Below are 26108 nucleotides of genomic sequence, written 5' to 3'. Positions count from 1 at the left end.
CCCCCTCACGCGCGGGGATGGGCCTTGCGATACTGCTCCAGCAGATGCGCGCGGTTCACTTCGGTATAGATCTGCGTGGTCGACAGGCTGGCGTGGCCGAGCAATTCCTGGATCACCCGCAGGTCGGCGCCATTCGCCAGGAGATGCGTGGCGAAGGAATGCCGCAACGCATGCGGAGTGGCCGTCCCGGGAAGCCCCAGCGCGCCACGCAGCCGCGCGATCAGCAGCTGGATGTTGCGGGCATTCAGCGGCCCGCCCTTCTGCCCGCGGAACATTGGCTCGCGCGGCTTGAGCGCGAAGGGGCAGAGCTCGCGATAAAGCGAGATGGCCGCGCGCGCCACGGGCAGCAGCGGCACGAGCCTGGTCTTGTTGCCCTTGCCGGTGATGGCCAGCGTGGGCTGCTCCACCTGCGCCTCGGTGAGAGACAGGGCTTCCGAAATGCGCAAGCCGCAACCATAAAGCAGCGTCAGCACCGCCTGGTCGCGCGCCAGCACCCAGCGCGGGGTTTCCTCCGTGGCCAGAACATCGGCTTTCGCCAGCGCCCGCGCCTTCTCCGGCGAAAGGGGTTTCGGCACCGCATGCGGCAGCTTGGGCGAGCGCAGGGCGGAGAGTGCGGGGTTGCGGAACAGCCCGGTCTTCTCGGCATGGCGATAGAAGGAGCGCAGGCTGGACAATTGCCGCGCCAGCGTGCGGCTCTCGACCCCGGCCATGCGCCGCCTGGCCAGGAAGGCCCGGAAGTCGGAGACGGTGAGGTCTGCCAAGTCCTTGTTGGATGGCAGCGCGCCGAGGTGATCGGCCATGAACTGCGCGAACTGCCCCATGTCCCGCGCATAGGCCTCCAGCGTCTTCGCAGACATGCGACGCCCGGACTTGAGGCTCGTGAGCCACCCCTGCACGGCAGCAGCGGCATCGGCGCTCAAACTGGATGCGAAGTCAGACATGGCGCGGAACGCTACGGGTGTGCGGTAAAGATTCGCTCACCACTGCGAAAGCTCCCCGGCCTTAAGTTCCGTTATCACCGATCAGCGGCGCCTGCGGGCTGGCATGCCGAGGCATCGCCCCCGTCAGCCGCGGATCGGGGTGCACCTCCACCATCACCGCATAAGGCCGGAAGCCGGAGCGCTGGTAGAAGCCCAGTGCGGCCGGATGATCGAAGTGGCAGGTGTGCACCCACATCCGCGTGATGGGCTGTGCCCAGGCCCGAGTCAGCGCCTCATTCATCAAGAAGCGCCCGGCGCCGCCGCCCACGGCGGAGGGCGCCACTCCGAAGAAAGACAGCTCGCACTGGCCTTGTTCGCGGAAGTCCAGTTCGAGAAGCCCCATGTCATGCCCGTCCCTTACCAGTGCGAAGCATTGTACACCGGGGTGGCCGATGATGGCGGCAAGCGTCTCCTCGCTCAGCATCAGCCGCGAGAACCACATGATGTCCTGCCCGATCGAACGGAACAGGGCGCGGAATCGCCCGGTGTCCTCCGCCCCCATGCGCTCCAGCGTGAAGCCCTGCTCCGGCGCGGGCCGCAGCGCGGGTTTCGCCGTCATCTCGAGGCAGGTCACCAAGTTGGCGAGGTGGCCCTTGGGCAGCGGGTGATAGCCCACAGGCAGCGGGACTTTGTGAATGTCAGCCATGGCCAGCGCGGAAAAGCGAAGGCTTCTGCTTGTTCAGCGCATCGTCGGGATCGAGAACTGTGCCCCTTCCTTGATGCCGGAAGGCCAGCGCGCCGTCACCGTCTTGGTCTTGGTGTAGAAGCGCACGGAATCGGGCCCATGCTGGTTCAGGTCGCCGAAGGCCGAGCGCTTCCAGCCGCCGAAGGTGTGGTATGCCAGCGGCACCGGGATCGGTACATTGATGCCCACCATGCCGATCTGGCAGCGCGAGGCGAAGTCGCGCGCCGTGTCGCCGTCGCGCGTGAAGATGGCGGTGCCGTTGCCGTATTCGTGATCATTCACCAGCTTCAGCCCTTCGTCATAAGTCTTGGCGCGGACGACCGAGAGCACGGGCCCGAAGATCTCTTCCTTGTAGATCTTCATGTCCTTGGTCACGTTGTCGAACAGCGTGCCGCCGAGGAAGAAGCCCTTCTCGTAGCCCTGCATGCGGAAGCCGCGGCCATCGACCTTCAGTGTGGCCCCTTCCTTCACGCCGGCATCGATGTAGCCCACCACCCGGTCCAGCGCCTGGCTTGTGACGAGCGGGCCGTAATCGGCCTCGCGGTCGGTGGACAGACCCACCTTCAGCTTCTCGACGCGCGGCGCCAGCTTCTCGACCAGCGCATTGGCCGTGGCCTCGCCGACGGGAACCGCGACCGAGATCGCCATGCAGCGCTCGCCGGCGGAGCCATAGCCGGCGCCGATCAGCGCATCGACCGCCTTGTCCATGTCGGCGTCAGGCATGATCAGCATGTGGTTCTTGGCCCCGCCGAAGCACTGGGCGCGTTTGCCGTTGTTGGCGGCGCGCGAATAAACGTAATGCGCGATGGGCGTCGAGCCGACAAAGCCCACCGCCGCAATGTCCGGATGATCGAGAATGCCGTCGACGGCTTCCTTGTCGCCATTCACCACATTGAAGATGCCGGGCGGCAGGCCCGCCTCAAGGAAAAGTTCGGCGAGCCGCATCGGGCAGGACGGGTCACGCTCCGACGGCTTGAGGATGAAGGCATTGCCGCAGGCAATCGCCGGGGCCGCCTTCCACAGCGGGATCATGGCCGGGAAGTTGAAAGGCGTGATGCCCGCCGCGACGCCCAGCGGCTGGCGCATCGAATACATGTCGATGCCGGGGCCGGCGCCATCGGTGAATTCGCCCTTCAGCAGATGCGGAATGCCGCAGGCGAATTCCACCACCTCGACGCCGCGCTGCAGGTCGCCCAGCGCATCGGGAATGGTCTTGCCATGCTCCATGGAAATCAGCGTGGCGATCTCCTCGGCATGGGTGCGGGTGAGCTCGAGGAACTTCATCATCACGCGCGCCCGCACCTGGGGGTTCCTGGCCGCCCAGTCCGGCTGGGCCGCCTTGGCGTTCTCCACCGCGGCGCGGAGTTCAGGCGGCGAGGCCAGCGCCACCTTGGCCTGAACCTCGCCGGTATTGGGGTTGAACACGTCGGCGAAGCGGCCCGAGGCGCCCTTCACGTGCCTGCCGCCGATGAAATGTCCGATCTCCTTGACCATGAAGGCCTCCTGCCAATCTGAAATGGTGGCGCAACCTAGAGCATGATCCGCAAAAGTGGAACCCACTTTTGCGATAAGATCATGCTCAAGCTTTTGATCTGGCGCATGTTCTTGCCGATCAGGCGAGCCCACCTGATCGGAACATGCTCTATCGCGGCGTAGGCGCCGTCGGCACCCAGGCATATCCGTCATCGTCGAGGATGACGCATTCGCGAAGCCCGTGCGCCTTGTCGAGTGAGCCCGCCAGCACCGTGAAGCCCAGCTCGCGCGCCTTTGCTTCCGCCCGGTCCGGGTCACAGCCGTAAATCCGCAGTTCCACCCCGGCGCCGCGCGCCTCCAGCCCGGCGACGATGCCGGACAGCGGGTGCCCGCGATAGGAACGGTCGGCATGGAACATGAAGTCCTGCCCCTGCCAGCGCAGCGCCGCGAAATCCTCATTGTCATAGAAACTGGTGGCGCCCAGCACCTCCCGGGCGAAGGTCACGGAGCGCGGCACATCGGTCACCAGCAGGTTGAAGCCGAGGCCCCTGAGGCCGCGTCCATATTCGGCGGCATCCGGTTCGGGATTGGTATCGCTCATGATGCGATGTGAACACTTGCCCGCTCGGCGCGCAAGTTCCACATCACGGCGCAGGCGGGAATCCGCTTTGGGTCGGCAATGCCATGGCGCTTCATGGCGATGAGGAACACCACCGCCGCATCTGCCACGGCCTCGGACAAGTCGGCCGCGGGCAGCCCCTCTTCCAGCAGTTCCATCAGGTGCAGTGCCGCAGCATCGCTGAGTTCGGCGGCCTCGCCGGCGGTGAGCTCATCGGCCGCCTGCCAGCTCTGGGCCAGGTCGTCGTCATCCATCTCGGCGACCAACTGCGCGCCAATGGCGAAGGCCAGGCGCCCTGCCTGGGGCCGGTAGCCGGGAGACACGAGAGTGAAAGATTCTTCCGGCAGGGATTGAGACATGGAACACCTCACGCAACAAACGGGCTCCATCCTGCGCCCGATGCTTTGCCGGATGGTTAACACCCCTTGTGCGAAGCTTGCCGCATTTTAGGGAAGCGGGTAAGCAACATGCCGCGGCGATTTCCCCTCTCTCGTCGCAGCAGGCAGTCGGAGAAGAATTCGCCGCAATCACCGCCTCTCATAGGCCAGCGTCCGCCACGCCGCCTGATACCCGGCGAGCCCCGCAATCTCCGCCGGCGTCACGTCCGTCATTCTGATGCCGATCGCCGGCAGCTTGCCATTCTCGATCATCGCTAATGCCGCCGCCCCCGCGGTGGTGCCGTCGCGGAGTGCGGAGGCCTTTACCTTCTGCGCCGGGCGCAATTGCGCCAGCACCGCGAGCAGCACCGGGTTCTGCGAGAAGGGCCCATCGACGATGATGTCGTCCTTTGACGTAACGGCATCGAGCTGCTCGGACACCATTAGCGCGCAATAGAGGGCCGCGAGCGAGGCGCGCTCCTCCGCGTTCTCCGCCGCGGGCCCCTTCACATAGCCCTTGCCGAGAGACTCCGGCACCGGCCCGCTGGTCATGGTGAAGGACGGCACGGCGTAAGTCCCCCGCGCGGCCAGTGCTGCAACGCAGGCGAGGCTCGCCGCCTCTGCCGGCGCGCCATTGGCCACCGCGGCGAATTCCATGCCGCCGAAGAAGCGGCTGCAGCACACATTGCGTCCCAGCACGTCGGTGTTGGTGTTGGTGTCGCGCCTGGGGTCCAGCACATCCACACTCGTCGAAGGATCGAAGCTGATGCTCCACGTGCCGGTCGAGACGAGCGTGAAGCGGTCGAGCCCGGCGCAGACATAGCGCATGAAATTGGCGGTCGAGTCGTGCACGCCGCCCAGCACGCGGGCCTCGCCACGGAAGCCTGGCCCCCGGAACTCGTCCTTCAGGGCGCCGATCGTCTCCCAGGCCTTGGCCATGGGCGGAAACAGCGCGTCCCAGCCGAGCTTGCGCGCCATGCTCGATGGCGCTTGCGCGCGGATGTCGAGCAGATGCGTCTGGCAGGCCATGGAGGAGATCTCGGTCACCCGGACGCCGCTGAGCCTGAAGGCCACATACTGGATCCACGGCAGCAGCGTCGTCACTCGCGCGAAGTCATCCGGCCAGGCCCGCTGCTGCCAGAAAAGCTGCAGGCCGTGGGTGATCGCCATCGGCAGCAGCGGGCACAGCGCCTCGTCGAAGCCCGGCATGATCTTCTCATACTCCGCTACGATCTCTGCGGGCGGCTCGCTGGTATAGCCCATCACCGGCAGCGCGAGCTTTCCCTCGGCATCAAGGCAGGCCATGGCCGCGCCATGGGCCGTTGGCACGATCGCATCGATGGGCAGCATGGCGTCAAGTTCGGGAAGCGCGCTCCGGCACAGCGCCACCATCGGCTCGGGGTCGATATGCTTGTAAGGCGGTGCGGGCACATGCCGGCTCGGCGCCTTGCGCTCCGCCAGCAACTCGCCCGCCTTCGAAAACAGCGCGATCTTGGTGTTGGTGAAGCCCACATCCACCACCGCGATGCCGCGCAAGCCGTCCTGCCCCATTCGCTTCGTCCTTTTGTTTTCGGCCACTCTCTCGCATCCGCCGCATGGGCGTCAATCGCCCCGGGCACTTGAAGGGGCAGGCGGCTCAGGTCTATAGCCATGCGCCTGACAACCAGTCCGGAGATCCGCCCACATGGCCAAGCTGAAACATCTCGACCTCCGCCAGGCGGTGATCGACACCTGCCTCAGGATGAATGAGGAAGGGATCAATCAGGGCACGTCGGGCAATGTCAGCGTGCGCACCCCTGAAGGCTTCCTGATCACCGCTTCGGGCATCCCCTATGCCCGCATGAAGCCCGATCACATCGTCGAGATGGATTTGGACGGCGGCTACATCGGCGAATACCTGCCATCGACCGAGTGGCGCATGCACCTCGACATCTTCAAGCACCGCGCGGAAGCCGGCGCCATCGTCCACACCCACTCGATTTATGCCACCGCCCTCGCCTGCCTCAGGATGGACATTCCCGCCTTCCACTACATGATCGGCATTGCCGGCGGCACCGACATCCGCTGCTCGGACTATGCCGAGTTCGGCACGCCGGAACTGTCGAAAGTCATGCTGAAGGCGTTGGAGGACCGCTCCGCATGCCTCCTCGGCAACCATGGCCAGATCGCCTTCGGCCCAAACCTCGAGAAAGCGCTTTGGCGGGCGGGCGAGGTCGAAACCATCGCGCAGCAGTACTGGGCGGCCCTGCAGGTGGGCAAACCCATCATTCTGAAGCCGGGCCAGATGGGCACCGTGCTGGCGCGCATGAAGACCTATGGCAAGCAGTCCGGCGAATTCAACAAGACCGATGCGCCCTCCGTCACCGGCCTCGTGCGCCGCGATGTGCCGAAGACATCCGCCGCCAGGAAGAGCGCGAGGAAAAAGTGATCGCAGGCGTCTCCCCCCTCGTTGCCGAACTCAAAGCCCGCGAAGAGGCGGGGAGGCCCGTCACCATCGGCCTTGCCGGCTGCGGCCAGATGGGCACCGACATCATGGTGCAGCTCAACCGCATGCCGGGCCTCCGCCTGGGCGCCGTGGCCGAAATGCGCCCGCCCCAGGCCCGCGCCGCCGCCGCCATGGCGGGTTTCACGGAGGACCGCACGGTTTACGCCGAAACGCCCGCCGCCATCGATGCGGCGATCGAGGCAGGCCGCATCGCCATCACCTCGGACCCCGCGGTGCTGGCCAGGTCCGGCCGCATCGATGTGGTGATCGACGCCACCGGCAATCCCAACACCGGCACGCAGTTTGCCCTCGAATCCATCGCCAGCGGCAAACACGTCGTCATGCTCAATGTCGAGGCCGATATCACCATCGGCCGCCACTTGCATGAGGCGGCGAAGCACGCCGGCGTCGTCTACACCGGCGCCGCGGGTGACGAGCCCGCCGCCACGCTGGAGCTCATCGGCTTCGCGCAGTCCATCGGCCTCGAGGTGATCTGTGCGGGCAAGGGCAAGAACAATCCGCTGAAGTGGGATGCAGTGCCCGCCGACTACGAGGCGGAGGCCAAGGCCCGCAACATGAATGCCCGCATGCTGGTCGAGTTCGTCGACGGCTCCAAGACCATGGTGGAGATGGTGGCCATCGCCAACTGCACCGGCCTCGTGCCCGACGTGCCCGGCATGCACGGCCCCGCCGCCACACGCGAGGAACTCGCCTCGGTGCTGATCCCCAAGGAACATGGCGGCGTGCTCTCGAAAAAAGGCTGTGTGGATTATTCCATCGGCAAGGGTGTGGCGCCTGGCGTGTTCTGCATCGTGACGACGGACCATCCGCGCCTGCAGGAGCGCATGATCGATCTCAAGGTCGGAAAGGGCCCCTATTTCGCATTGACGCGGCCCTATCACCTCACCAGCCTCGAAGTGCCGCTCTCCGCCGCCCGCGCCGTGCTTCACGGCAAAGCCGACATGGCGCCGCTGGAACAGCCCGTCGCCGAATGCGTGACAGTGGCCAAGCGTGACTTGAGCCCCGGCGAAATCCTCGGCCGTATCGGCGAGATGGACTACCGCGCCTGGGCCATGACTCATGCGGAAGCGAGAAACGCCAACGCCATGCCCCTGGGCCTCGCCCAGGGTGCAAAGGTGCTGAAGCCCATCAAGGCCGGCGACCGCCTCACCTACGACAATTGCGCGCCGGACGAATCCCTCCTCGTCACCCAGATCCGCCGCCGCATGGACCAGGCCGACACGCGCTTCCACGCGTTGTAGCGCGCCGCCACGCTTCTTGCGCCGCAATATACTGTTTGCAACGCAAAATCCTGCGCCATTTGGCTGCGCGCCGTTGACTCGCGCCCAATTCCCCTGCACTTTTGCAATTCAAAAATCACAAATGCAACTGCCCGCAACGCCGGGAATGGGAGCCGTCCTGATGCCTGCCGATTCCGCCAGCCTGGAGGTCCGCGCGACGGATCGCCGTCCGTGGCTGCCGCATTGGCTGACGTCCGAAAGCCCCTTGCCGTGGCTGCTCCCGGCCGCGGCGCTAATGGCGGTCTTCGGCATCTATCCGCTCATCTATGCGGTGACGCTGTCGCTCTACAAGAAGAACGCCGCCACCCGGAAGATGGTGTTTGACCCCACGCATAACTGGACCAAAATCCTCTCTGACGAGCGGGTCTGGAACGCCATCTACAATACCTTCCTGTATACCGGCGTGGCGCTGGTCTTCCAGCTGGTGCTGGGCATGTTGATCGCCCTGCTGCTCGATTCGGACCGCAAGGGCTACGGCGTGCTGCGCGCCATGATGACGCTGCCCCTCGTCATCCCGCCCGCCGTCACCGGCATGATGTTCCTGCTCATGCTCAACGGCTCCTTCGGCGTTCTGAGCCGCGGGCTTATCGCCATGGGCGTGTTCCCGCCCGGCTTCTCGATCCTCGGCACAGCGAATACGGCGATGGCCGGCGTGCTGCTGGCCGAGATCTGGCAGTGGACGCCCTTCATGGTGCTGATCATGCTGGCGGGCTTGCGCTCGCTGCCGAAGGAACCCTTCGAGGCCGCCGCCATCGACGGCGCCACTGCCTTCCAGGCCTTCTTCAAGCTGACCTTGCCCATGATGTCGAAGGTCATCGCCATTGCGGTGCTGATCCGCGGCATCGACCTGTTCCGCGCCTTCGACTACGTAAAGGTGATGACCGACTCCGGCCCCGGCACGGCAACCGAGACGCTCACCTCCTATGCCGGCCGCATCTATTTCGGCAATGCCGATTTCCCCTATGCCTCGACGATCGCGCTCCTTACCCTGATCATCGTCATCCTCGTCTCCACGGCCTTCATGAAGGCCTTCAAGGTCAAGCTGTGATGGAAAGCTCGCGCCCCCTTCGGATTGTGCGGGACGTCACCGCCGTGACGGTGGTGGGGATCTTCATGTTCCCCATCTTCTGGTGGGCGCTCACCTCGATCAAGCCGATCTCGGCCATTTTCGACAAGGACCGCGTCAACTTCTTCGACTTCACGCCGACCTTCATCAATTATGGCGTGACGTTGTTCGGGCAGTCGCGCTCGCAGCTCGCCATCGACCAGGGCATCGGCATGGGCGTAGGCGGGGCTGAAGCTTATGATTCGCGCCAGTCGATCATGGAATCGGTCATCGTCTCGCTCGGCGCCACGGCCATCACCATGGCGGTCGCCGTCTTTGCGGCCTATGCCATCTCGCGCATGATGTTCAGGGGCCGCAGCCACTATCTCAACTGGGTGCTGGGCCAGCGCTTCATGCCGCCCATCGCCATCCTGGTGCCGCTCGTCACCATCTACAAGACGGCGGGCCTGCGCGACACCGACAACCTCTACATGGGTTATTTCGGGCTCATGATGATCTATGCGCTGATGAACCTTCCCATCGCCGTGCTCCTGATGAAGTCCTTCCTCGACGACGTGCCGAAGGACGTGGACGAGGCGGCGATGATCGACGGCGCCACGCGCTTCCAGACCTTCCGCAAAGTGGTGCTGCCGATGGTGAAGGGCGGCATCGCGGCCTCCGCCGTCCTCGTCTTCATCTTCAGCTGGACCGAGTTCCTGCTGTCTCTCTTCCTCACGACGGAGATCCGCACCGTGCCGGTGAAGATCCAGACCTTCGTGACCTCGACGGGCAATGAATGGGGCTTCATCGCGGCGCTGGGCACGGCGGCGATCATCCCGAGCTTCGTATTCATCCTGCTCGTCCAAAAGAATCTGGTGCGCGGCCTCACTCTTGGCTCCCTGAAAGAGTGAACCGCGCGCGAGAACCTAAAGCTCAAACCCATGGGAGGATTTCAATGAGCTTCAAAGACCACGACAAGAAGACGTTCATCGCCGATACGGCGCGCGACTTTGCCGCCCGCCGCATCACCAAACGCGATTTCATGAAGAAGATGGCGCTGGCTGGCGTCGGCTTTTCGGCCTTCTCGGCCGGGTTGCTCGGCAACACCCGCGGCTTCCGCGGCGACCTCAGCCTGATCGGCACCGAGGCCATGGCGCAGGACGCCTCCGTCACGCAGTGGCTGAAGGATGTGGGATCGAAGTACAAGGGCGCCAAGATCCGCTACACCTCGGAAGCAACCCCGCCCACCGTCGTGCTCGACAAGATCAAGAAGGAATTCACCGACCCGACCGGCATCGAGGTGGAAGTCGAGATCGTCCCGCTGGAGCAGGTGCTCGCCAAGGCCACGCAGGACGTGCAGGGCCAGCTCGGCACGTACGACCTCTACTATCTCGACCAGTCCTGGGTGGCGACCTTCGCGCAGGACACGATCGACCCCACCCAGTACTACAAGGACAAGCCGGACCTGGCGATGCCCAACTTCGACTGGGATGATTTCTCCAAGCCGCTCGTCGACGGCCTTGCCATGTACGAGGGCAAGATGGTCGGCATTCCTTTCGACATCCCGATCTTCATGCTGATGTACAGGAAGGACATTCTTGAGAAGCACGGCATCGCCGTGCCAACCACCGAGGACGAGTTCACCGCGGCGATCAAGAAGATCACCGAGGCGGAAAAGGCCAATGGCATGTATGGCACCGGCCTCCAGGCCAAGTCGGGCCACTATTCGCTGAACTGCGACTGGACCCAGATGGTGTGGAACGCCGGCGGCTCGATCTTTGGCGCCGACAAGAAGTTCAAGGGCAACGACGAAGCAGGCGTCGCCGGTCTCGCGCTGTACCAGGAATGGGCGAAGAACGCGCCGCCTGAGTCGCTCAACTCCACCTGGGACGGCCAGTTCCAGATGATGGCCGCGGGCCAGTGCGCCCTCGTCCAGTCGTGGGACGAGTTCTTCCCCGGCCTCGACGCCGCGGACTCGAAGGTGCAGGGCCTGTGGATGCCGGCAAAGCCGCTGCAGGCCAAGCCGCTGCGCCCCACCTCCGAAGTGGGCTTCGGCGAAATCCCGAACCGCGCCCACCAGGGCGGCTCGGTGCTCGGCCTGTCGAAGTACTCCAAGAACGTCGATGCAGCCTGGCTTTTCATGCAGTGGGCCTGCTCGAAGGACGTGATGACCCGCTGCACGCTGATCGGCGGCTTCGCGCCCATGCGCATCTCCTCCTTCACCGATCCGCGCGTCGCGGAGAAGGCGGTGGTGGGCCCCGGCACCACGCGCCACCTCGAGCTGGTGAAGTGGATCATCGACAACGACATGGCCTCCGAGCCGGACATGCCGCTGTGGGCGGGCTTCTCGAACAACGAGATACCCGTCAACCTCGGCAAGCTGCTCACGGGTCAGGACTTCGGCGGCGACCCGAAGAAGTGCATGGACACGATCGCCGCGGCGATCGATGCCGCCGTGGCCGACGCCGGCCTCTAAGCAATACGACGCGGAGGCGGCGCAGCGCATCGTGCGGGCAAGTGGCAACACTTGCGAAGCCTAAGATGCGCCAGAGTTAAAAGTCTGGCGCAGCTTTTTCCCCTCAAGTGCTTTGCACTTGAGGGTCCGTTGCGCCCGCCGCCTCCATTTTCATCTGTGAAAGAAACACCCCGTCCCATGCGCCCCGATCTGGTCATCGGCATCGACAGCTCGACCACGGCCACGAAGGCCATTGCCTTCGATGCCAGGGGCCGCATCGTGGCCGAAGGCCGCGCGCCCATTCCGCTGTCCAACCCGCATCCCGGCTGGTTCGAGCAGGAGGTCAGCGACTGGACCGGCGCCCTCACCAAGGCGCTGAAGCAGCTGTCGAAGAAGATCGACATGGCGCGCGTTGCAGGCCTCGCCATCTCCAACCAGCGCGAAAGCTTCGCGCAGTTCGACGCGAAGGGCAAAGCGCTCCGCCCAGGCACGCTGTGGCTCGACGAGCGTGCGCAGAAGGAAGTGAAGGACATCGCCGCCGAACTGGGCGCCGGCACGGTCCATCATATTTCCGGCAAACCCGCCGATGTCACCCCCTGCCTCTATCGCTGCCGCTGGCTCTCGACCCACATGCCGAAGGTCTGGGCCAAGACTGCGACGACGGCGGAGGTCCACGGCGTCCTCACCCATTTCCTTACTGGCCAATGGGCCACCTCGACGGCCTCCGCCGACCCCATGGGCCTGCTCGATGTCCAGTCCTATGACTGGTCCGACGTGCTGCTGAAGGCCGCGCGCCTGCGCCGCGACCAGATGCCTATCCTCTTCCGCCCCGGCGAGGTGATGGGCGAGGTCACTCCGCAGGCCGCCAAGCTCACCGGCCTCAAACCCGGAACACCCGTCATCGCCGGCGGCGGCGACGGCCAATGCGCCGGTACCGGCGCCAACACATTCCTTAGAGGCCGCGCCTATGTGAACCTCGGCACCGCCGCTGTCTCCGGCAGCTACGGCAAGCATTACGCCGCGCACCGCGCCTTCCGCACCATGATGGCGGTGGGCGAGGAGGGCTTTTCCTTCGAAACCGCCATCCGCACCGGCACCTTCCTCGTCAACTGGATGGTGGAGCGCCTGTTCAACGTGAACCCGGGCAAAGACCCCACGATCTTCAAGGCGCTGGAGACGGAAGCCGCCGCTTCCCCCATCGGCGCGCACGGCCTCGTGCTGGTGCCCTACTGGTCTGGCGTGATGACGCCTTACTGGGATAGCGCCGCGCGCGGCGTCATCGCAGGCCTCTCCGGCAGCCACTCGCGCGGCGACGTCTATCGTGCGCTCCTCGAAGGCGTGGCGCTGGAACAGGCGATGATGACCAACCAGGTGGCCGATGCGACCACACCCATCACGCATTTCGCCGCCGTGGGCGGCGGGTCGCGCTCGGACCTGTGGTGCCAAATTCTCGCGGATGCCTCAGCCCGCGAGGTGAAGCGGCTGGAAACGGCGGAAGCCTCCGCCCTTGGCGCCGCCATGGCCGCCGCCAAGGGTGCGGGCTGGTTCAAGTCCGTTCCGCAAGCCTCGGCCGCCATGTCCGGCAAGCCATCCAAAACCTTCCGCCCACGGAAGAAAAACGCAGCCCGCTATCAGGACCTGCTCGTCATCTATTCCGAACTCTGGCCGAAGCTCTCCGGCTGGAACCAGAAACTCGCCGATTTCTCGCGAAGCGCACAGAAATGACCGGCTGGAACGAACTGATCGCCGACGTCGTGGCCGGCAACTGGAAGGACCCCGCCACGGGCAAGACCGCCACCGTCCCCTTCGAGGTGATCCGCATCGAGGAAGACCTCGACGGCGGCGAGGCCGATGTGCTGGCGCCTTTAAAGCTCGGCAAGCGCATCGCGGTGGTGTCGGACGTCAACACGCATGAGGCGATGGGCAAGCGCGTGGCCAAGCACCTCAAAGGCCTCGGCGCCATCGAGGAGCTGGTGCTGCCCGGCAATACCCATTGCGACGAGCCCACCATCGCCATGGTGCAGGAGAAGACCCGCCATGCCGATGCGCTCGTCGCCGTCGGCTCGGGCGCGCTTTCTGACACCTGCAAATACGCCACCTTCAAGGACAGCCGGAAATACGCCTCCTTCGGCACCGCCGCCTCGATGAACGGCTATGCCGCATCGACCGCCTCGGTGACGCTCGCCAACGGCTACAAGACCTCGCTTGCCGCCCACGCGCCGCGCGGCATCTTCCTCGATCTCAAGGTCTCCGCTGCAGCGCCTCACTGGCTCTCCGCCGCGGGCTTGGGCGACTCGCTTTGCCGCCCCACCGCACAGGCCGAATGGTGGGCCTCGCACCGCCTGTTCGACACCTTCTATTCGAGTGCGCCCTACACCCTCATCGGCGGCGACGAGCCGCGCATGATCGAGTCCGCCGCGGGCTTGAAGACCCATGACATCGCCGCCAATGGCCACCTCCACCGCGTGCTCACCCTTTGCGGCCTCGGCGTCTGCTTCACCGGCGTGTCGCATCACGGCTCCATGGGCGAACACCAGGTCTCGCACTGGATCGACATGTTCGCGGGCGAGAAACACCCGGGCTCCACCCACGGTCAGCAGGTCGGTGTCGCCTCGCTCGCCATGGCGCGGCTGCATCACGAGCTTCTGGCCTTGGACCAGCCGCCCCTCATCAAGGCGACCCGCATCGAGGAGAAGGAATTCATCGCGCGTTACGGCGAGGCCATCGGCCGCATGTGCTATACCGAGGCCAAGAAGAAGAGCTTCGACCGCGCCGGAGCGGAAGCCTTCAACCGCAAGCTTGGCGCCATGTGGCCGCAGCTCCGCGAGGAGCTGCGCCCCATGCTCATGGACCCCGCCAGGATGAAGGCCGCGCTCGCCGCCGCCGGCGGACCCACCACGGCCACCGAGCTCGGCCTCGACCGCAAGGTCTGGCGCGATGCCATGAAATATGCCCGGGACGTCCGCAACCGCTGGTCCTTCCTCGATCTCGCGGACGATGCGGGCCTGCTCGACGATTTCCTCGCCCGCGACGAACAATAGGAACGTAGAATGTCATCGGTAACGATCAAGAACGTCAGGAAGAGCTACGGCAACCTCGAAGTCGTCCACGGCATCGACCTGACCATTGAGGATGGGTCCTTCGTCGTGCTGCTCGGCCCCTCTGGCTGCGGCAAGTCAACCCTGCTGCGCATGATCGCCGGGCTCGAAAGCGTCACCGGCGGCGACATCGAAATCCAGGGCCGCCGCGTCAATAACGTGCACCCGAAGGACCGGAACATCGCCATGGTGTTCCAGAACTATGCGCTCTACGCCCACATGAAGGTCAAGGACAACATGAGCTTCTCGCTGCAATTGGCCAAGCGCCCGAAAGCCGAGATCGACGAGAAGGTGAAGTGGGCCGCCAAGATCCTCAACCTCAAGCCATACTTGGACCGCTACCCGCGCGAGCTCTCGGGCGGCCAGCGCCAGCGCGTCGCCATGGGCCGCGCCATCGTGAGAAACCCCGCCGTCTTCCTCTTCGACGAGCCGCTCTCCAACCTCGATGCCAAGCTGCGCGTGCAGATGCGCACCGAGATCAAGGAACTGCACGAGCGCCTCAAGACCACCACCGTCTACGTCACCCATGACCAGATCGAGGCCATGACCATGGCCGACAAGATCGTCATCCTGCGCGATGGCTATATCGAGCAGGAAGGCTCGCCACTCGAGGTCTATGACAAGCCCGCCAACCTCTTCGTCGCCGAATTCATCGGATCGCCGTCGATGAACCTGCTGAAGGGCGAGGTGACGTCCAATGGCGTGCTGCTGGGCGAGGGAACGACCCTGCCGTTGCCGCCCGTCCACAAGGCGGCGCTCGGCCAGAAGGTCGTCTATGGCATCCGGCCGGAACACTTCACCTTCGGCTCAGGCGCCCCCGCCAAGGTCGTGGTGGTGGAGCCGACCGGCCCTGAGATGCACATCTATGCCGACATGGGCGGCCAGGAAATCTGCGCCATCACCCAGGACCGCGTGTCGCTCACGCGTGATGAGATCTTCCACCTGCAGCCGCGCCTCGACAAGGTGCACCTCTTCGACGCGACAAGCGGAAAGGCTCTTGCGTGAGCACGGTCACCATCCTCGGCGCCGGCGTCATGGGCTCCGCCATGTGCATGCCGCTCAGCGACCGCGGCCATGCCGTGCGCCTCGCCGGAACGCATCTCGATGCGGAGATCATCGACAGCGTCAAGGCCACCGGCCGCCACCCCAAGCTCAACGTCAAGCTCCCCGATGGCGTCACTGGCTACCAGCACGACGCGTTCGCCAAGGCACTGGGCAGCGACACCGATCTCCTCATCCTCGGCATCAGCTCCGCCGGCGTCAACTGGGCCATCGACCGCCTGTGCGAAACGCTGAAGGCGCCCGTGCCCGTCGTCATGATCACCAAGGGCATGCACCCGGAGGAGCAGCGCCTCGCCGCGCTCCCCGGCCGCGTGGCGGCGGAGGTGAAGCGCCGCACCGGTATCGGCTTGCGCATCGCCGCCATCGGCGGCCCCTGCATCGCGGGCGAACTCGCGGTCAGGCGCCAGACAGGCACCGTCATCACCTCGCATGACTTGCCCTTCGCGCAGAGCCTCTGCGACATGCTGGAGTGCGAGTACTACCACCCGCGCCTCTCGCCGGATGTCATTGGCGTCGAGATCTGTGCGGCCTTCAAGAACTTCTTCGCCATCGGGGTGGGCTGGGCGGCGGGGCGCCTCGAGAAGATGGCCGCCACCGAGAACCGCGCCTTCAACCACAATGCCGCCGCCATCATCTTCGACCAGGCGATCCGCGAGCTCATGGTGCTGGTCCGCGCCCACGGCGGCGCAGAGGCAAGTGTGTGGGGCATGCCGGGCGCCGGCGACCTCTATGTCACGGCCCAGGCCGGCCGCAATTCGCGCCTCGGCAACAATCTCGGCCGCGGTCTCACCTACAGCCAGACCAAGGACGGCCCGATGAAGGGCGACACCATCGAGGGCGCCGAGCTCGGCGTCACCGTGGCCAAGACGCTCCGCGCCATGATGGCGGCCGGCGCGCTCGACGCCAGGTCGCTGCCCCTAACCACCGCCATCCTCGATGCGCTCACCCACGACACCGCCCTCGACATTCCCTGGGCGGCCTTCCACCGCATGTGAGGCGATGATGGACGAGGGCGACACACGCGCATTGCCGGACCTGGCGCCCGCCCTCGGCGCCAATCTCGCCGTCGACCCGGAAGAACAGCTCGCCACCCGCGCCGCCTGGCTCTATTTCGTGGCTGGCCTCACCCAGGCGCAGATCGGCAAGAAGCTTGGCCTCAACCGCACCCGCGTCAACCGGCTTCTCGCCCAGGCGCGCGACCAGGGCCTCGTCCAGATCAACATCACCGGCAGGCTCGCCTCCTGCGTGGAGCTCGAGGAGAAGCTCGAGGAATGCTACAGCCTCGAAGACGCGACGGTTGTGCCCACGCCGCCCAGCCAGGAACTCATCCCGCAGGTCATCGCCACCGCCGCGGCGGCTGCCCTCTCCGCGCGGCTCAAGGACGGCATGTCGGTGGGCGTCGGCTGGGGCCGTACGCTGCGGCTCTCCATCCAGTCCGTGCCGCGCCGCCAGCTGAGCCGCCTTTCGGTCGTCTCGCTGCTGGGTGGCCTCACGCGCGGCTCCGCAATGAACCCGCACGAGACGGCCTCGCACCTGGCCGATCTCGTCGGCGCGCAATGCTACTACGTCGCCGCCCCCGCGCTGACCGACACGCAGTCGACGCGCGACCTGCTCATGGCCCAGCCCATGCTGCACGAGATCTTCGAGCGGGGCTCAAAAGTCGATCTCGCCTTCCTCTCGGTGGGCGAGCTTACGCCCACCTGCACCATGACGCGCGTCGGCCTCGTATCGCGCGCCGATGTCGACTCGCTGACGCAGGCCGGAGCCGTGGGCGACATCTCGGCGCACTGGATCGACCGCGAGGGCCGGGTCGTCGACCATGAGCTGAACAAGCGCGTGGTGGCGCTCTCGCCTGAGAAGCTGAAGCAGATTCCCTGCGTGATGATCGCATCGGGTGGCCGCACCAAGGTGCCGGGCTTGCGGGGCGTGCTCAAGGGTGGCATGTGCGACGTCATCATCACGGACGAGCAAACAGCTCAGTCCGTCCTCGCCATGGAAGAGACATGACGGACGTCGTCCTCGGCATTGACATCGGCACGTCGGGCGTGCGCATCGCCGCCACCGACGGGAACAATACGCTCAAGGCTATGGCCACGGCCCCCATCGCTGCCCCGATCGCCGATTTCGGCCGCGCCCGGCAGGACCCGCAGCTGTGGTGGAATGCGACACTTGCCGCCTTCGCCACCCTGAAGCTCGATGGCTTGCACGTCCGCGCCATCGCCATCGACGGCACGTCGGGCACCATCCTCGCCGTCAACTCTGACGGCAGCCCGGCGAGCCTTGGCTCCATGTACAACGACGTTTGCGACAATGAGAGTCTGGCGAGGATCGCCGCCGTCGCCCCGCGCGAGACGGCGGCACTGGGCAGCACCTCGCCCCTTGCCCGCGCCATGGAACTCGTCGGCAAGGGCACGCGCATCCTCCACCAGGCCGACTGGATCCTCGGCAAACTCTCGGGCCGCTATGACGTCACCGACGAGAACAACGCGCTCAAGTCCGGCTATGATCCCATCGCTCGCGATTGGCCGCGCTGGATCGCCAGGACGGGCTTCGATCTTCGCCTCTTCCCCGCCGTCGTCCCCGCCGGCGCCAGGATCGGCAACATCACCGCCGGGATAGCCGCCCAGCTCGGCCTGCCGGAGACGGCCGCCATCGTTGCCGGCACCACCGACGGCTGCGCCGCCTTCCTCGCGAGCGGCGCCTCCGAGCCCGGCGACGGCGTCACCTCGCTCGGCACCACGCTCACATTGAAGCTGCTCTCCGCAGAGCCTGTCTTCGCGCCCGACTTCGGCATCTACAGCCACCGCATCGGCGGCCAGTGGCTGGCAGGCGGTGCGTCGAACACCGGCGGCGCCGCCATCGGCGCGTACTTCTCGAAGGACGACATCGCACGCCTGACGCCGCTGCTCCAACCGGACCAGTCCACTGGCCTCGACTACTACCCGCTGCCCAAACACGGCGAGCGCTTCCCTATTAACGACCCGAATTTCCAGCCGCGCCTCGCGCCGCGCCCGGCGGATGACCGCATCTTCTTCCAGGGCATCCTCGAAGGCATCGCCCGCATCGAGGCGGAGGCCTATGCCAAGCTCGGTGAGCTCGGTGCTTCCACACTGAAGAGCATCCGCAGCGCCGGCGGCGGCTCCGCCAATGCGGCGTGGACGGCGATCCGCCTGAAGGCGCTCGGCGTGCCGGAAAAGCCCTCCCTCAGCGAACACGCCGCCGTCGGCACGGCCCGCCTCGCCTGGCGGGGCATCGGCCATGTCAACTAAAGCAAAGCGACTTGACGGCCTTCACGAAATCGCATCCCGTTTCGACGGGATGTTGATCGACCAGTTCGGCGTCATCCATGACGGCCAGTCGCTCTATCCCGGCACGCCGCGCGTGCTCAGCGAACTGCACAGGCTTGGCATTCCCGTGGCGGTGATGACCAATTCCGGCAAGCGCGCCGAGTCCAACCGCCAACGCCTCGTCAAGATGGGCGTGCCGCGCGATCACTTCGTCGATGCCATCAGCTCCGGCGAGGCTGCCTTCTCCAGCATCACCGCCAAGAAGGCCTTCCTCATCGGCAAGGACGGCGAGTACTATGGCTTCGACGGCATCCAATTCGTAAGCGACCCTCGCGAGGCCGAGATCATCCTCATCCTCGGCTCCAACGCGCCGAAAACCTCGCTCGAGGACTATCGCAAGCTGCTCACCGGCCTGGACCTTCCGGCGATCTGCTGCAACCCCGACAAGCTGATGCTGACGCCCGCAGGCCTCATGCCCGCTCCCGGCGCCATCGCCGCGCTCTATCAGGAGATGGGAGGCTCGGTCACCTGGATCGGCAAGCCCTACCCACAGATCTACGCGCAAGCCGCGCGGCTCATCGGCAACCCCCGGCGCATCCTCTGCATCGGTGACAGTGCCGAGCATGACGTGGCGGGCGGGCGCGCCGCGGGCTTCTCAACGCTGCTCGTCCTGCAGGGCGTCTCCGCGGGCCATGATCCCGCAACACTCTCTCCCCAACCCGATTACGTGATGGACGCCTTCCAATGGTAGAACTCCGCCGCCTCCGCGCTCTCTCGGCCAGGGCCGGCAGCGACCCGCTGCTGGTGCAGGCCGCCGGCGGCAACACCTCGCTGAAGGACCAGGGCATCATGTGGATCAAGGCTTCCGGAACCTGGCTGAAGGACGCCGCCGCGCGCGACATCTTCGTGCCGCTCGATCACACCGCCATCATGCAGGGCCTCGCCAGCAACGACCCGGCATGTGAATCCTGCACCGCCTTCGTGCGCACGGATTTGAACAGCACCGGCCTTCGCCCCTCGATCGAGACCACCGTGCACGCCCTGATGCCGCAGCGCGTGGTGGTGCATGTCCATTGCGTCAACACCATCGCCTGGGCCATCCGTGCCGATGCCGGGCAGCGCCTCGCCGGGAGGCTGAAGGACTTCGACTGGGCCTTCATCCCCTATGCCCGCCCCGGCCTGCCGCTCGCCGGCGCGATCCAGTCCCGTATGCGCGAGGGCGTTGACGTTCTCGTTCTCGGCAACCACGGCCTCGCCGTCGCGGCTGACAGCGTGGAAGAAGCCGAAACGCTTCTCGACAAGGTGGTGGCTGCCGTCACCCGTCCCGTCCGTGCCGCGTCGAAGGTCGACCGCGCCGCGCTGGAAAAGCTCAGCGCCGGCACGCCCTACAAGCCCGCCGAAATGGACGCGACCCACGCGCTCGCCACCGACCCACTGGCGCTGAAGCGTGGCCAGCACAAGGTCTTCTACCCAGACCACGTGGTCTTCCTCGGCGTCGGCGTCGCCACCAGCTTCGAGGGCAACCCGCCCCTCGTCGCCATTCCCGGCGTCGGCGTCTTGATCCGCGAGGATGCCAAGCCCGCCATCGAACCCATGGGCCGCTGCCTTGCCGACGTCATGCGCCGCGTGGAGGAGGACGATCCGCTCGTGGCGCTGACAGACGACGACGTCGGCCGCCTGGTGAACTGGGACGCGGAGAAATATCGCCAGACCTTGAAGGTGTGAATATCGACTCCCGTCATCCCGTTGGGTGGTGTTGCAGACTAAGCCTTCAGCAGCCACTCATGCTCTGGCGCATTGTGGAACTTCCATGTCCGCTTCGGCCCCGCCATCACGTTGAGATAATACAGGTCATAGCCATGCGTCGTGGCGCAGGGATGATAGCCCTTGGGCACCAGCGTCACGTCGCCATCCTCCACAGCCATCGCCTCGTCGAGCGACCGGTCATCGGTATAGACGCGCTGGAAAGCGAAGCCCTGTGGCGGGTTGATGCGGTGGTAGTAGGTTTCCTCCAGCAATGACTCATGCGGAAGATTATCCTCGTCGTGCTTGTGCGGCGGATAGCTGGACGTGCAGCCGCCGGGCGTGATGACCTCCACGACGAGCAGGCCTTCGGCCGGGTCCCATTCGGGAATGATGTTGGTGACGTGCCGCGTGTTCGAGCCCTTGCCGCGCGTTTCCTGGTGCAGGCCCTCGGGCGGGATGACGCGGGCCGGGTGCTTGCCCCCTTCGTCGGGCGCCGTGCATACGGCGAGCGTCACCTCATTCTCCGCCGTCACCTTCCACGGCTCGCGAGCAGGAATATAGACCGACCAGGGCTTTCCCTCGAAGGGCGAATTCCTTTCACCCAGCACGCCGAAATCCTTGGCCCCGACATAAACCTGCCCCTTGCCCCCGATGAAAACGAGGCACACCTCCCGGCCCTCTTCGCCGCCCTCGGCAACGCCGCCCGGCTTCAGTTTCCAGATGTCGAAACCCACATGCTTCCAGCCCGCACTTTCGGGCGTCACATGAACGATGCGGCCATCCCGCGCCGTGGGGTGAATCTTCAGCTTCGGCATGTCAACCTCCTGCATGTGCCGCGTTCGCCAACAACCTCTCCCGCGAAGCGGGAGAGGACGCTCCAACGAAGTTGGAGCCAGTGAGGGGAAGTCCGCCACAACCGGACGGCACTCCCCACGTCCCCTCATCTCCCCGTTGCAGATCGCAACAGGGTCTTCTTCCGCTGAAGCGGGAGAAGAGGTCGCGCACTGAGCACAGTAAAGCCACTCCAAATTTAAAGGCCAGCGGAACTTTCCGCCTGCAAGTGCTGCGCTCCTGAGGGCACGTAGCGCGAGAGCATGATCCGCAAAGGTGGAAGCCAGTTTCGTGGCAAGATCACGCGGAGCGCCGCGCCTCCCGCCAGAGGCCGGCCAGCGCCTGAAATCGCTGCGCCATGTCCTCCACCGCCTGCTCGTCATCCATTTCGCCGCGCAGCCAGTTCTGCGCCGCGTTGCTGAAGATGGTCCGTCCCACGGCGAAGCCTTTCACGATGGGCTGGCCCGCCACGGCGGCGAAACCCTTGGCCAACTCCTCCTCCGGCGCGTCGAGGCCCAGCAGCACCACGCCGCGGCACCACGGATCATTCTGCTTGATGACGCTTGCGATGTTCTCCCAGGCTTGCGCCGAAGCCTGCGGCTCCAGCTTCCACCAGTCGGGCTTGATGCCCAGCGCATAAAGCTCCGCCAGCGCGCGCGCGATGGTTCTGCCATCCATCGGGCCGTTCTTGCCGGCGATGATCTCGACCAGCAATTCGCGCCCCACCTTGCGGGCGGCCTCATAAAGCGTGCGCAATTTCTGCGCTTGCTCTTCCTTCATGTCCCCTGGGTCGTCGGGGTGATAGAAGGCCAGGCACTTGATGGTGTGCGTCACGGGCCAGTCCACCAGGCGCGAGCCCACATCCTGCCCGAACTCGAAGCGCAGGGGGCGCGAGCCCGGCTGCTCCAGCGGGCGGCCGATCCACAGGCCCAGCTTCGCCGCATCGAACATCGCCTCGCGGCCATAAACGTCGTCGAGAAGCGTGCCATAGCCCGGCTCGCCTTTCGACACGCGGCCGATGGCCTGAACGGCCAGCCGCTTGAAGGCGTTGAGGCGCGTGCGCGGCGCGCCCGCATCGTCGGCCATCTTCTCCATCTGCATGCGGTGGTCGATGGCGAAGGCCAAGAGCTGCTCCGGTTGCTGGCGGCGCGTGGTCGCCCAATGCACGTGGTTGATCGCCTCGTCCTTGCGCAGCGCCGTGTGCGGGCTGCCATGTTTGAGGAAAAACTGCAGCTCCTCCCACGTGGGGATTTCCGGCGAGCACAGAAGGCGGGACACCGCAAACGCCCCGCAGGCATTGGCCCAGGTGGCGCTCGTCGCATAGTCCTCGCCCTTGAGCCAGCCGCGCAAGAAGCCGGACATGAAGCTGTCGCCCGCGCCCAGCACGTTATAGACCTCGATGGGGAAGCCCTTGCCGACCAGCCCCTTGTCCAGCGCATCCGGAATTTGACCGGGATAGACCACGCAGCCCATAGGCCCGCGCTTCAGCACGATCACGGCATTCGACAGCGCACGGATGGTGCGCAGCGCTTCGAGCGTGTCTTCCGTTCCCGCCGCGATGTGCACCTCCTCTTCCGTGCCCACGATCAGGCCGCAATCCGGCAGGATCGACTTCATGTGCCCGGACACCTTGTCCGACTTGATGTAGCGCTCCTCGCCCGCGCCCAGCCCCGCGAGGCCCCACAGGTTCGGCCGGTAGTCGATGTCGAGGATGACCTTCGCGCCATTGGCCTTGGCGATGCGCATGGCCTTGCGCTGCGCGGCATCCGTATTCGGCTTGGCGAAATGCGTGCCGGTCACCAGCACGGAGGCGGAGGATTTCACGAAGTCCTCGTCGATGTCCGCCTCGCAGAGCGCGGAGTCCGCGCAATTATCCCGGTAGAAAATCAGCGGGAAGATCTTGTCGTTCTCGACCGACAGCAGCACCAGCGATGTGAGCCGCGCGGGGTCGGTGGCGATGCCGTCCAGCGCCACGCCCTCGCGCGCCATCTGCTCCTTCACATAGCGCCCCATCTGCTCGTCACCTACCCGGGTGATGAGGCCGGACTTGAGGCCCAGCCGCGCCGTGCCGATGGCGATATTGGAGGGGCAACCGCCAACGGACTTGGCAAAGGAGGCGATGTCCTCCAGCCTGGATCCGATCTGCTGGCCATAAAGGTCCACCGAACACCGCCCGATGGTGATGACGTCCAACCGCTTGCCCGTGGCCGAACCCGCTGACATGCCGCACTCCGAATTCTTGTTTGCCGGCTTGACAATACGAAACAGTAATTCCAAAATGAAGTCAATTCGGAATGTTTATTCCAAACGCCATTGATCCCGGGAATGGGTTGGGCAACCCGATTGCGCAACCGGACAGCAACGAGAATGCGTCGGACAGCAACGCAAAACCACCGCCGCGGCAACGGCGCCCCAGCCTCTGCCGCCATCCCGGCAAAGGCCGCGATCTCGCATTGCCACGAGCTGAACATATTCCTATTGCGTAACATTCTCGCGCATCGCACTTCGGTTGCACGCCACCCGCCGGCCGGCAGCAACCGAAATGCAACCGCAACAGCCCGGAAGCATCATCCGGGGCAACAGACAGCAACTGAAATCGCACCGTTCCACGGGAGGATCTCAATGATACGTTTTGGAGTTCTGGGCGCCGGCCGAATCGGCAAGGTTCACGCGCGAACCATTGCGGCATCCGGCAAGGCGAAGGTCGCCTACATCGCTGACGCCATGCCGAAAGCGGCGGAGGACCTGGCGGCGGAGGTGGGAGCCAGGGTCGCGGGCGTTGACGACATCATCAAGGCGGGTGATGTTGACGCGGTCCTGATCGCCACGCCCACGCCGTTCCATGCCGAGCAGATCGAGGCTGCGTCCAATGCCGGCAAGGCCATCCTGTGCGAGAAGCCGGTGAGCCTGTCGGTCGCCCGCATCGAGGCGTGCCTGAAGACGGTGGAGAAGAACAAGACCACCCTGATGATCGGCTTCAACCGCCGCTTCGACCCCAACTTCGCCTCCCTCGAAAAGCGGCTGCGCGCGGGCGCCATCGGCGCCATCGAGATGGCCACCATCATCAGCCGCGATCCGGCGCCCCCTCCCGCGTCTTACGTCAAGAGCTCCGGCGGCATCTTCCGTGACATGATGATCCACGACCTCGACCTCGCGCGCTTTCTGGTGGGCGAGGAGTTCGTCACGGTCGGCGCGCTGGGCGCGGCCCTCGTCGACAAGGCCATCGGCGATGAAGGCGACTGCGACACGGCGGCCGTGCAGATGCAGACGGCGAGCGGAAAGATCGCCGTCATCACCAATTCGCGCCGCGCCGCCTATGGCTACGACCAGCGGATCGAGGTGCACGGCGCGAAGGGCATGCTGCGCGCCGGCAATATCCACAACACCACAGTGGAAACGGCGACCGCGGAAGGCTTCAGCGCCGACCCAATCCTGCACTTCTTCACCGAGCGCTACGGCCAGGCCTATGCCAGCGAAGTGCTGACCTTTATCGACGCCGTGACGGACGGCAAACCTGCCGCCCCCTCCGGGACTGACGGCCTGCAGGCCCAGAAACTCGCCGATGCCGCGACCGAATCGTGGGCGACCGGCAAGCCCGTGAAAGTGAGCTGAACCCCATGAATATCGAGAGTCTCAAGCACCTGTCCATGGACGGCAAGACCGCTGTCATCACCGGCTCTACACAAGGGCTGGGCGAGGCCATCGCCCACCTCTTCGCCGACCGCGGCGTCACCCAGATGGTCATCACCGGCCGCAACGCGGAGCGTGGGGCGAGGGTGAAAGCCGCTCTGGAAGCGAAGCAGGTGAGAACCGTTTTCGTGCCTGCCGACCTCGTGAAACTCGCCGACGTGCGCAAGATCGTGGCGGCGTGTGACGCCTCCTTCGGCCGCATCGATGCCCTCGTCAACGCCGCCGCCCTCACTGACCGCGGCACCATCTGGGACACGCCGGAAGCGCGCTATGACGAACTCTTCGACGTCAATGTCAAGGCGCCCTTCTTCCTCATGCAAGACGCGTTGCAGCTGATGAAGAAGGCGAGGACCAGCGGCACCATCGTCAACATCCTCTCCATGTCGGGCCATGGCGGGCAGGATTTCCTCACCGCCTACTCGACCACTAAGGGCGCGCTGTCGGTGATGACGAAGAACGTCGCCTATTCGGTGATGAGGTATAAAATCCGGGTCAACGGCCTCAACATCGGCTGGATGGACACACCCGGCGAGGACCGCATCATGAAGACCTATCATGACGCCGGCCCGGACTGGCTGAAGCGCGCCGAAGCCGCCCGCCCGGTCGGCCGCCTGTTGAAGCCCGCCGAAGTCGCCCGCGCCACAGCCTATCTCTCCAGCAACGAGTCCGGCCTGATGACAGGTTCCATCATCGACTTCGACCAGCAGGTGCTGGGAGCGGGCAACGCCATCGCGGAGCCGCCCGAAGCGATGTGGTGAGACGCTGCGCCTGACTCGCGTTAGCGAGAGTCTAATGTCAGGTGATTACCGTTCTGGTAGAGCGTTGCACAAGAACGCGATTGCAGAATAGACTTTATACTAGAATTCTTGACTCAACAATAAGTGCTTTGCAACTCGAAATCTTAGACTAATGAAATGGCGGAGCAAAGGCGAGTGGAAGGGAAAACTCTCTTGGACGGGAGAGCAGTATTGCCA

General features: G+C 65.2%; 23 protein-coding genes. 15 read left to right on the top strand and 8 right to left on the bottom strand.

Going from position 1 to position 26108, the window contains the following annotated elements:
- Positions 1-5 precede the first annotated feature (5 nt).
- From IOC82_RS03270 to IOC82_RS03245, 6 genes are all read right to left on the bottom strand, one after another.
- Entirely contained in the window at positions 6-941 is a 936-nt protein-coding gene (locus tag IOC82_RS03270; RefSeq protein WP_290544751.1) for a tyrosine recombinase XerC, read from the bottom strand.
- Between the two features lie 61 nt (positions 942-1002).
- Positions 1003-1626 (bottom strand): GNAT family N-acetyltransferase, encoded by a 624-nt coding sequence (locus tag IOC82_RS03265; RefSeq protein ID WP_290544750.1) that lies wholly within the window; start codon positions 1624-1626, stop codon positions 1003-1005.
- Positions 1627-1659: 33 nt separating this feature from the next.
- A complete protein-coding gene (locus IOC82_RS03260; protein ID WP_290544749.1) occupies positions 1660-3159 on the bottom strand; it encodes a CoA-acylating methylmalonate-semialdehyde dehydrogenase in 1500 nt (499 codons plus the stop codon).
- Between the two features lie 148 nt (positions 3160-3307).
- Positions 3308-3739, bottom strand: a complete 432-nt coding sequence (locus tag IOC82_RS03255; protein WP_290544748.1) for a hypothetical protein — start codon at positions 3737-3739, stop codon at positions 3308-3310.
- Positions 3736-4116 carry a hypothetical protein gene (locus tag IOC82_RS03250; RefSeq protein WP_290544747.1) on the bottom strand — a complete coding sequence of 127 codons (381 nt, stop codon included), beginning with the start codon at positions 4114-4116 and terminating at the stop codon, positions 3736-3738. The genes IOC82_RS03255 and IOC82_RS03250 overlap by 4 nt, the downstream gene beginning before the upstream one ends.
- A gap of 168 nt (positions 4117-4284) precedes the next feature.
- Positions 4285-5685: an FGGY family carbohydrate kinase gene (locus IOC82_RS03245; protein WP_290544746.1), complete on the bottom strand. Its 1401-nt coding sequence runs from the start codon at positions 5683-5685 to the stop codon at positions 4285-4287.
- A gap of 133 nt (positions 5686-5818) precedes the next feature.
- Here IOC82_RS03245 and IOC82_RS03240 point away from each other — a divergent pair, with 133 nt between their 5' ends.
- The 13 genes from IOC82_RS03240 to IOC82_RS03180 all read left to right on the top strand — a co-directional run bounded on the left by IOC82_RS03240 (position 5819) and on the right by IOC82_RS03180 (position 20592).
- Positions 5819-6562: a class II aldolase/adducin family protein gene (locus IOC82_RS03240; RefSeq protein WP_290544745.1), complete on the top strand. Its 744-nt coding sequence runs from the start codon at positions 5819-5821 to the stop codon at positions 6560-6562.
- The gene (locus IOC82_RS03235) at positions 6559-7881 is read left to right on the top strand and encodes a homoserine dehydrogenase (RefSeq protein WP_290544744.1); all 1323 of its coding nucleotides are present in this window, start codon (positions 6559-6561) and stop codon (positions 7879-7881) included. Before IOC82_RS03240 ends, IOC82_RS03235 begins: the two co-directional genes overlap by 4 nt.
- 160 nt (positions 7882-8041) lie before the next feature.
- Positions 8042-8968 (top strand): carbohydrate ABC transporter permease, encoded by a 927-nt coding sequence (locus tag IOC82_RS03230; RefSeq protein ID WP_290544743.1) that lies wholly within the window; start codon positions 8042-8044, stop codon positions 8966-8968.
- On the top strand, positions 8968-9876 hold the full coding sequence (locus tag IOC82_RS03225) for a carbohydrate ABC transporter permease (protein ID WP_290544742.1): 909 nt from the start codon (positions 8968-8970) through the stop codon (positions 9874-9876). Before IOC82_RS03230 ends, IOC82_RS03225 begins: the two co-directional genes overlap by 1 nt.
- A 44-nt stretch (positions 9877-9920) precedes the next feature.
- Positions 9921-11441 (top strand): extracellular solute-binding protein, encoded by a 1521-nt coding sequence (locus IOC82_RS03220; protein WP_290544741.1) that lies wholly within the window; start codon positions 9921-9923, stop codon positions 11439-11441.
- A 177-nt stretch (positions 11442-11618) separates the two neighbouring features.
- Positions 11619-13145 (top strand): FGGY-family carbohydrate kinase, encoded by a 1527-nt coding sequence (locus IOC82_RS03215; RefSeq protein WP_290544740.1) that lies wholly within the window; start codon positions 11619-11621, stop codon positions 13143-13145.
- The gene (locus tag IOC82_RS03210) at positions 13142-14461 is read left to right on the top strand and encodes an iron-containing alcohol dehydrogenase (protein WP_290544739.1); all 1320 of its coding nucleotides are present in this window, start codon (positions 13142-13144) and stop codon (positions 14459-14461) included. Before IOC82_RS03215 ends, IOC82_RS03210 begins: the two co-directional genes overlap by 4 nt.
- Positions 14462-14470: 9 nt before the next feature.
- Entirely contained in the window at positions 14471-15523 is a 1053-nt protein-coding gene (gene ugpC, locus IOC82_RS03205) for a sn-glycerol-3-phosphate ABC transporter ATP-binding protein UgpC (RefSeq protein WP_290544738.1), read from the top strand.
- The gene (locus tag IOC82_RS03200; protein ID WP_290544737.1) at positions 15520-16575 is read left to right on the top strand and encodes a glycerol-3-phosphate dehydrogenase; all 1056 of its coding nucleotides are present in this window, start codon (positions 15520-15522) and stop codon (positions 16573-16575) included. The genes ugpC and IOC82_RS03200 overlap by 4 nt, the downstream gene beginning before the upstream one ends.
- Positions 16576-16579: 4 nt before the next feature.
- Positions 16580-17587 carry a sugar-binding transcriptional regulator gene (locus tag IOC82_RS03195; RefSeq protein ID WP_290544736.1) on the top strand — a complete coding sequence of 336 codons (1008 nt, stop codon included), beginning with the start codon at positions 16580-16582 and terminating at the stop codon, positions 17585-17587.
- Entirely contained in the window at positions 17584-18849 is a 1266-nt protein-coding gene (locus IOC82_RS03190; protein ID WP_290544735.1) for an FGGY-family carbohydrate kinase, read from the top strand. The genes IOC82_RS03195 and IOC82_RS03190 overlap by 4 nt, the downstream gene beginning before the upstream one ends.
- On the top strand, positions 18839-19618 hold the full coding sequence (locus tag IOC82_RS03185; protein ID WP_290544734.1) for a TIGR01459 family HAD-type hydrolase: 780 nt from the start codon (positions 18839-18841) through the stop codon (positions 19616-19618). The genes IOC82_RS03190 and IOC82_RS03185 overlap by 11 nt, the downstream gene beginning before the upstream one ends.
- Positions 19612-20592, top strand: a complete 981-nt coding sequence (locus IOC82_RS03180) for a class II aldolase/adducin family protein (protein WP_290544733.1) — start codon at positions 19612-19614, stop codon at positions 20590-20592. The genes IOC82_RS03185 and IOC82_RS03180 overlap by 7 nt, the downstream gene beginning before the upstream one ends.
- Before the next feature lie 38 nt (positions 20593-20630).
- On the opposite strand, the gene iolB is transcribed toward IOC82_RS03180, so the two are convergent.
- Positions 20631-21428 carry a 5-deoxy-glucuronate isomerase gene (gene iolB / locus IOC82_RS03175; protein WP_290544732.1) on the bottom strand — a complete coding sequence of 266 codons (798 nt, stop codon included), beginning with the start codon at positions 21426-21428 and terminating at the stop codon, positions 20631-20633.
- 316 nt (positions 21429-21744) lie between these two features.
- Positions 21745-23667 (bottom strand): 5-dehydro-2-deoxygluconokinase, encoded by a 1923-nt coding sequence (iolC, locus tag IOC82_RS03170; RefSeq protein WP_290544731.1) that lies wholly within the window; start codon positions 23665-23667, stop codon positions 21745-21747.
- A gap of 399 nt (positions 23668-24066) precedes the next feature.
- Between iolC and iolG the strand changes: the two genes are divergently transcribed.
- Both iolG and IOC82_RS03160 read left to right on the top strand, forming a co-directional pair.
- Positions 24067-25056: an inositol 2-dehydrogenase gene (gene iolG / locus IOC82_RS03165; RefSeq protein ID WP_290544730.1), complete on the top strand. Its 990-nt coding sequence runs from the start codon at positions 24067-24069 to the stop codon at positions 25054-25056.
- Between the two features lie 5 nt (positions 25057-25061).
- Complete coding sequence (locus IOC82_RS03160; protein ID WP_290544729.1) at positions 25062-25892, top strand: SDR family oxidoreductase; 831 nt, start codon at positions 25062-25064, stop codon at positions 25890-25892.
- The last annotated feature ends 216 nt before the right edge of the window (positions 25893-26108 follow it).

It is taken from the genome of Aestuariivirga sp. (assembly GCF_020252395.1).
Taxonomy (GTDB): Bacteria; Pseudomonadota; Alphaproteobacteria; order Rhizobiales; family Aestuariivirgaceae; genus Aestuariivirga.
The sequence above is the reverse complement of the archived record's forward strand: the minus strand, read 5'-3'. Positions and strand labels throughout refer to the sequence as shown.

What these genes read in the sequence shown, in the direction of transcription:
- IOC82_RS03250 (WP_290544747.1), bottom strand. Translation starts at nt 4,116, where the DNA reads ATGTCTCAATCCCTGCCGGAAGAATCTTTCACTCTCGTGTCTCCCGGC.
- iolB (WP_290544732.1), bottom strand. Translation starts at nt 21,428, where the DNA reads ATGCCGAAGCTGAAGATTCACCCCACGGCGCGGGATGGCCGCATCGTT.
- IOC82_RS03245 (WP_290544746.1), bottom strand. Translation starts at nt 5,685, where the DNA reads ATGGGGCAGGACGGCTTGCGCGGCATCGCGGTGGTGGATGTGGGCTTC.
- IOC82_RS03260 (WP_290544749.1), bottom strand. Translation starts at nt 3,159, where the DNA reads ATGGTCAAGGAGATCGGACATTTCATCGGCGGCAGGCACGTGAAGGGC.
- IOC82_RS03270 (WP_290544751.1), bottom strand. Translation starts at nt 941, where the DNA reads ATGTCTGACTTCGCATCCAGTTTGAGCGCCGATGCCGCTGCTGCCGTG.
- IOC82_RS03195 (WP_290544736.1), top strand. Translation starts at nt 16,580, where the DNA reads ATGATGGACGAGGGCGACACACGCGCATTGCCGGACCTGGCGCCCGCC.
- iolC (WP_290544731.1), bottom strand. Translation starts at nt 23,667, where the DNA reads ATGTCAGCGGGTTCGGCCACGGGCAAGCGGTTGGACGTCATCACCATC.
- IOC82_RS03160 (WP_290544729.1), top strand. Translation starts at nt 25,062, where the DNA reads ATGAATATCGAGAGTCTCAAGCACCTGTCCATGGACGGCAAGACCGCT.
- IOC82_RS03190 (WP_290544735.1), top strand. Translation starts at nt 17,584, where the DNA reads ATGACGGACGTCGTCCTCGGCATTGACATCGGCACGTCGGGCGTGCGC.
- IOC82_RS03255 (WP_290544748.1), bottom strand. Translation starts at nt 3,739, where the DNA reads ATGAGCGATACCAATCCCGAACCGGATGCCGCCGAATATGGACGCGGC.
- IOC82_RS03265 (WP_290544750.1), bottom strand. Translation starts at nt 1,626, where the DNA reads ATGGCTGACATTCACAAAGTCCCGCTGCCTGTGGGCTATCACCCGCTG.
- IOC82_RS03215 (WP_290544740.1), top strand. Translation starts at nt 11,619, where the DNA reads ATGCGCCCCGATCTGGTCATCGGCATCGACAGCTCGACCACGGCCACG.
- IOC82_RS03225 (WP_290544742.1), top strand. Translation starts at nt 8,968, where the DNA reads ATGGAAAGCTCGCGCCCCCTTCGGATTGTGCGGGACGTCACCGCCGTG.
- iolG (WP_290544730.1), top strand. Translation starts at nt 24,067, where the DNA reads ATGATACGTTTTGGAGTTCTGGGCGCCGGCCGAATCGGCAAGGTTCAC.
- ugpC (WP_290544738.1), top strand. Translation starts at nt 14,471, where the DNA reads ATGTCATCGGTAACGATCAAGAACGTCAGGAAGAGCTACGGCAACCTC.
- IOC82_RS03210 (WP_290544739.1), top strand. Translation starts at nt 13,142, where the DNA reads ATGACCGGCTGGAACGAACTGATCGCCGACGTCGTGGCCGGCAACTGG.
- IOC82_RS03240 (WP_290544745.1), top strand. Translation starts at nt 5,819, where the DNA reads ATGGCCAAGCTGAAACATCTCGACCTCCGCCAGGCGGTGATCGACACC.
- IOC82_RS03220 (WP_290544741.1), top strand. Translation starts at nt 9,921, where the DNA reads ATGAGCTTCAAAGACCACGACAAGAAGACGTTCATCGCCGATACGGCG.
- IOC82_RS03180 (WP_290544733.1), top strand. Translation starts at nt 19,612, where the DNA reads ATGGTAGAACTCCGCCGCCTCCGCGCTCTCTCGGCCAGGGCCGGCAGC.
- IOC82_RS03185 (WP_290544734.1), top strand. Translation starts at nt 18,839, where the DNA reads ATGTCAACTAAAGCAAAGCGACTTGACGGCCTTCACGAAATCGCATCC.
- IOC82_RS03230 (WP_290544743.1), top strand. Translation starts at nt 8,042, where the DNA reads ATGCCTGCCGATTCCGCCAGCCTGGAGGTCCGCGCGACGGATCGCCGT.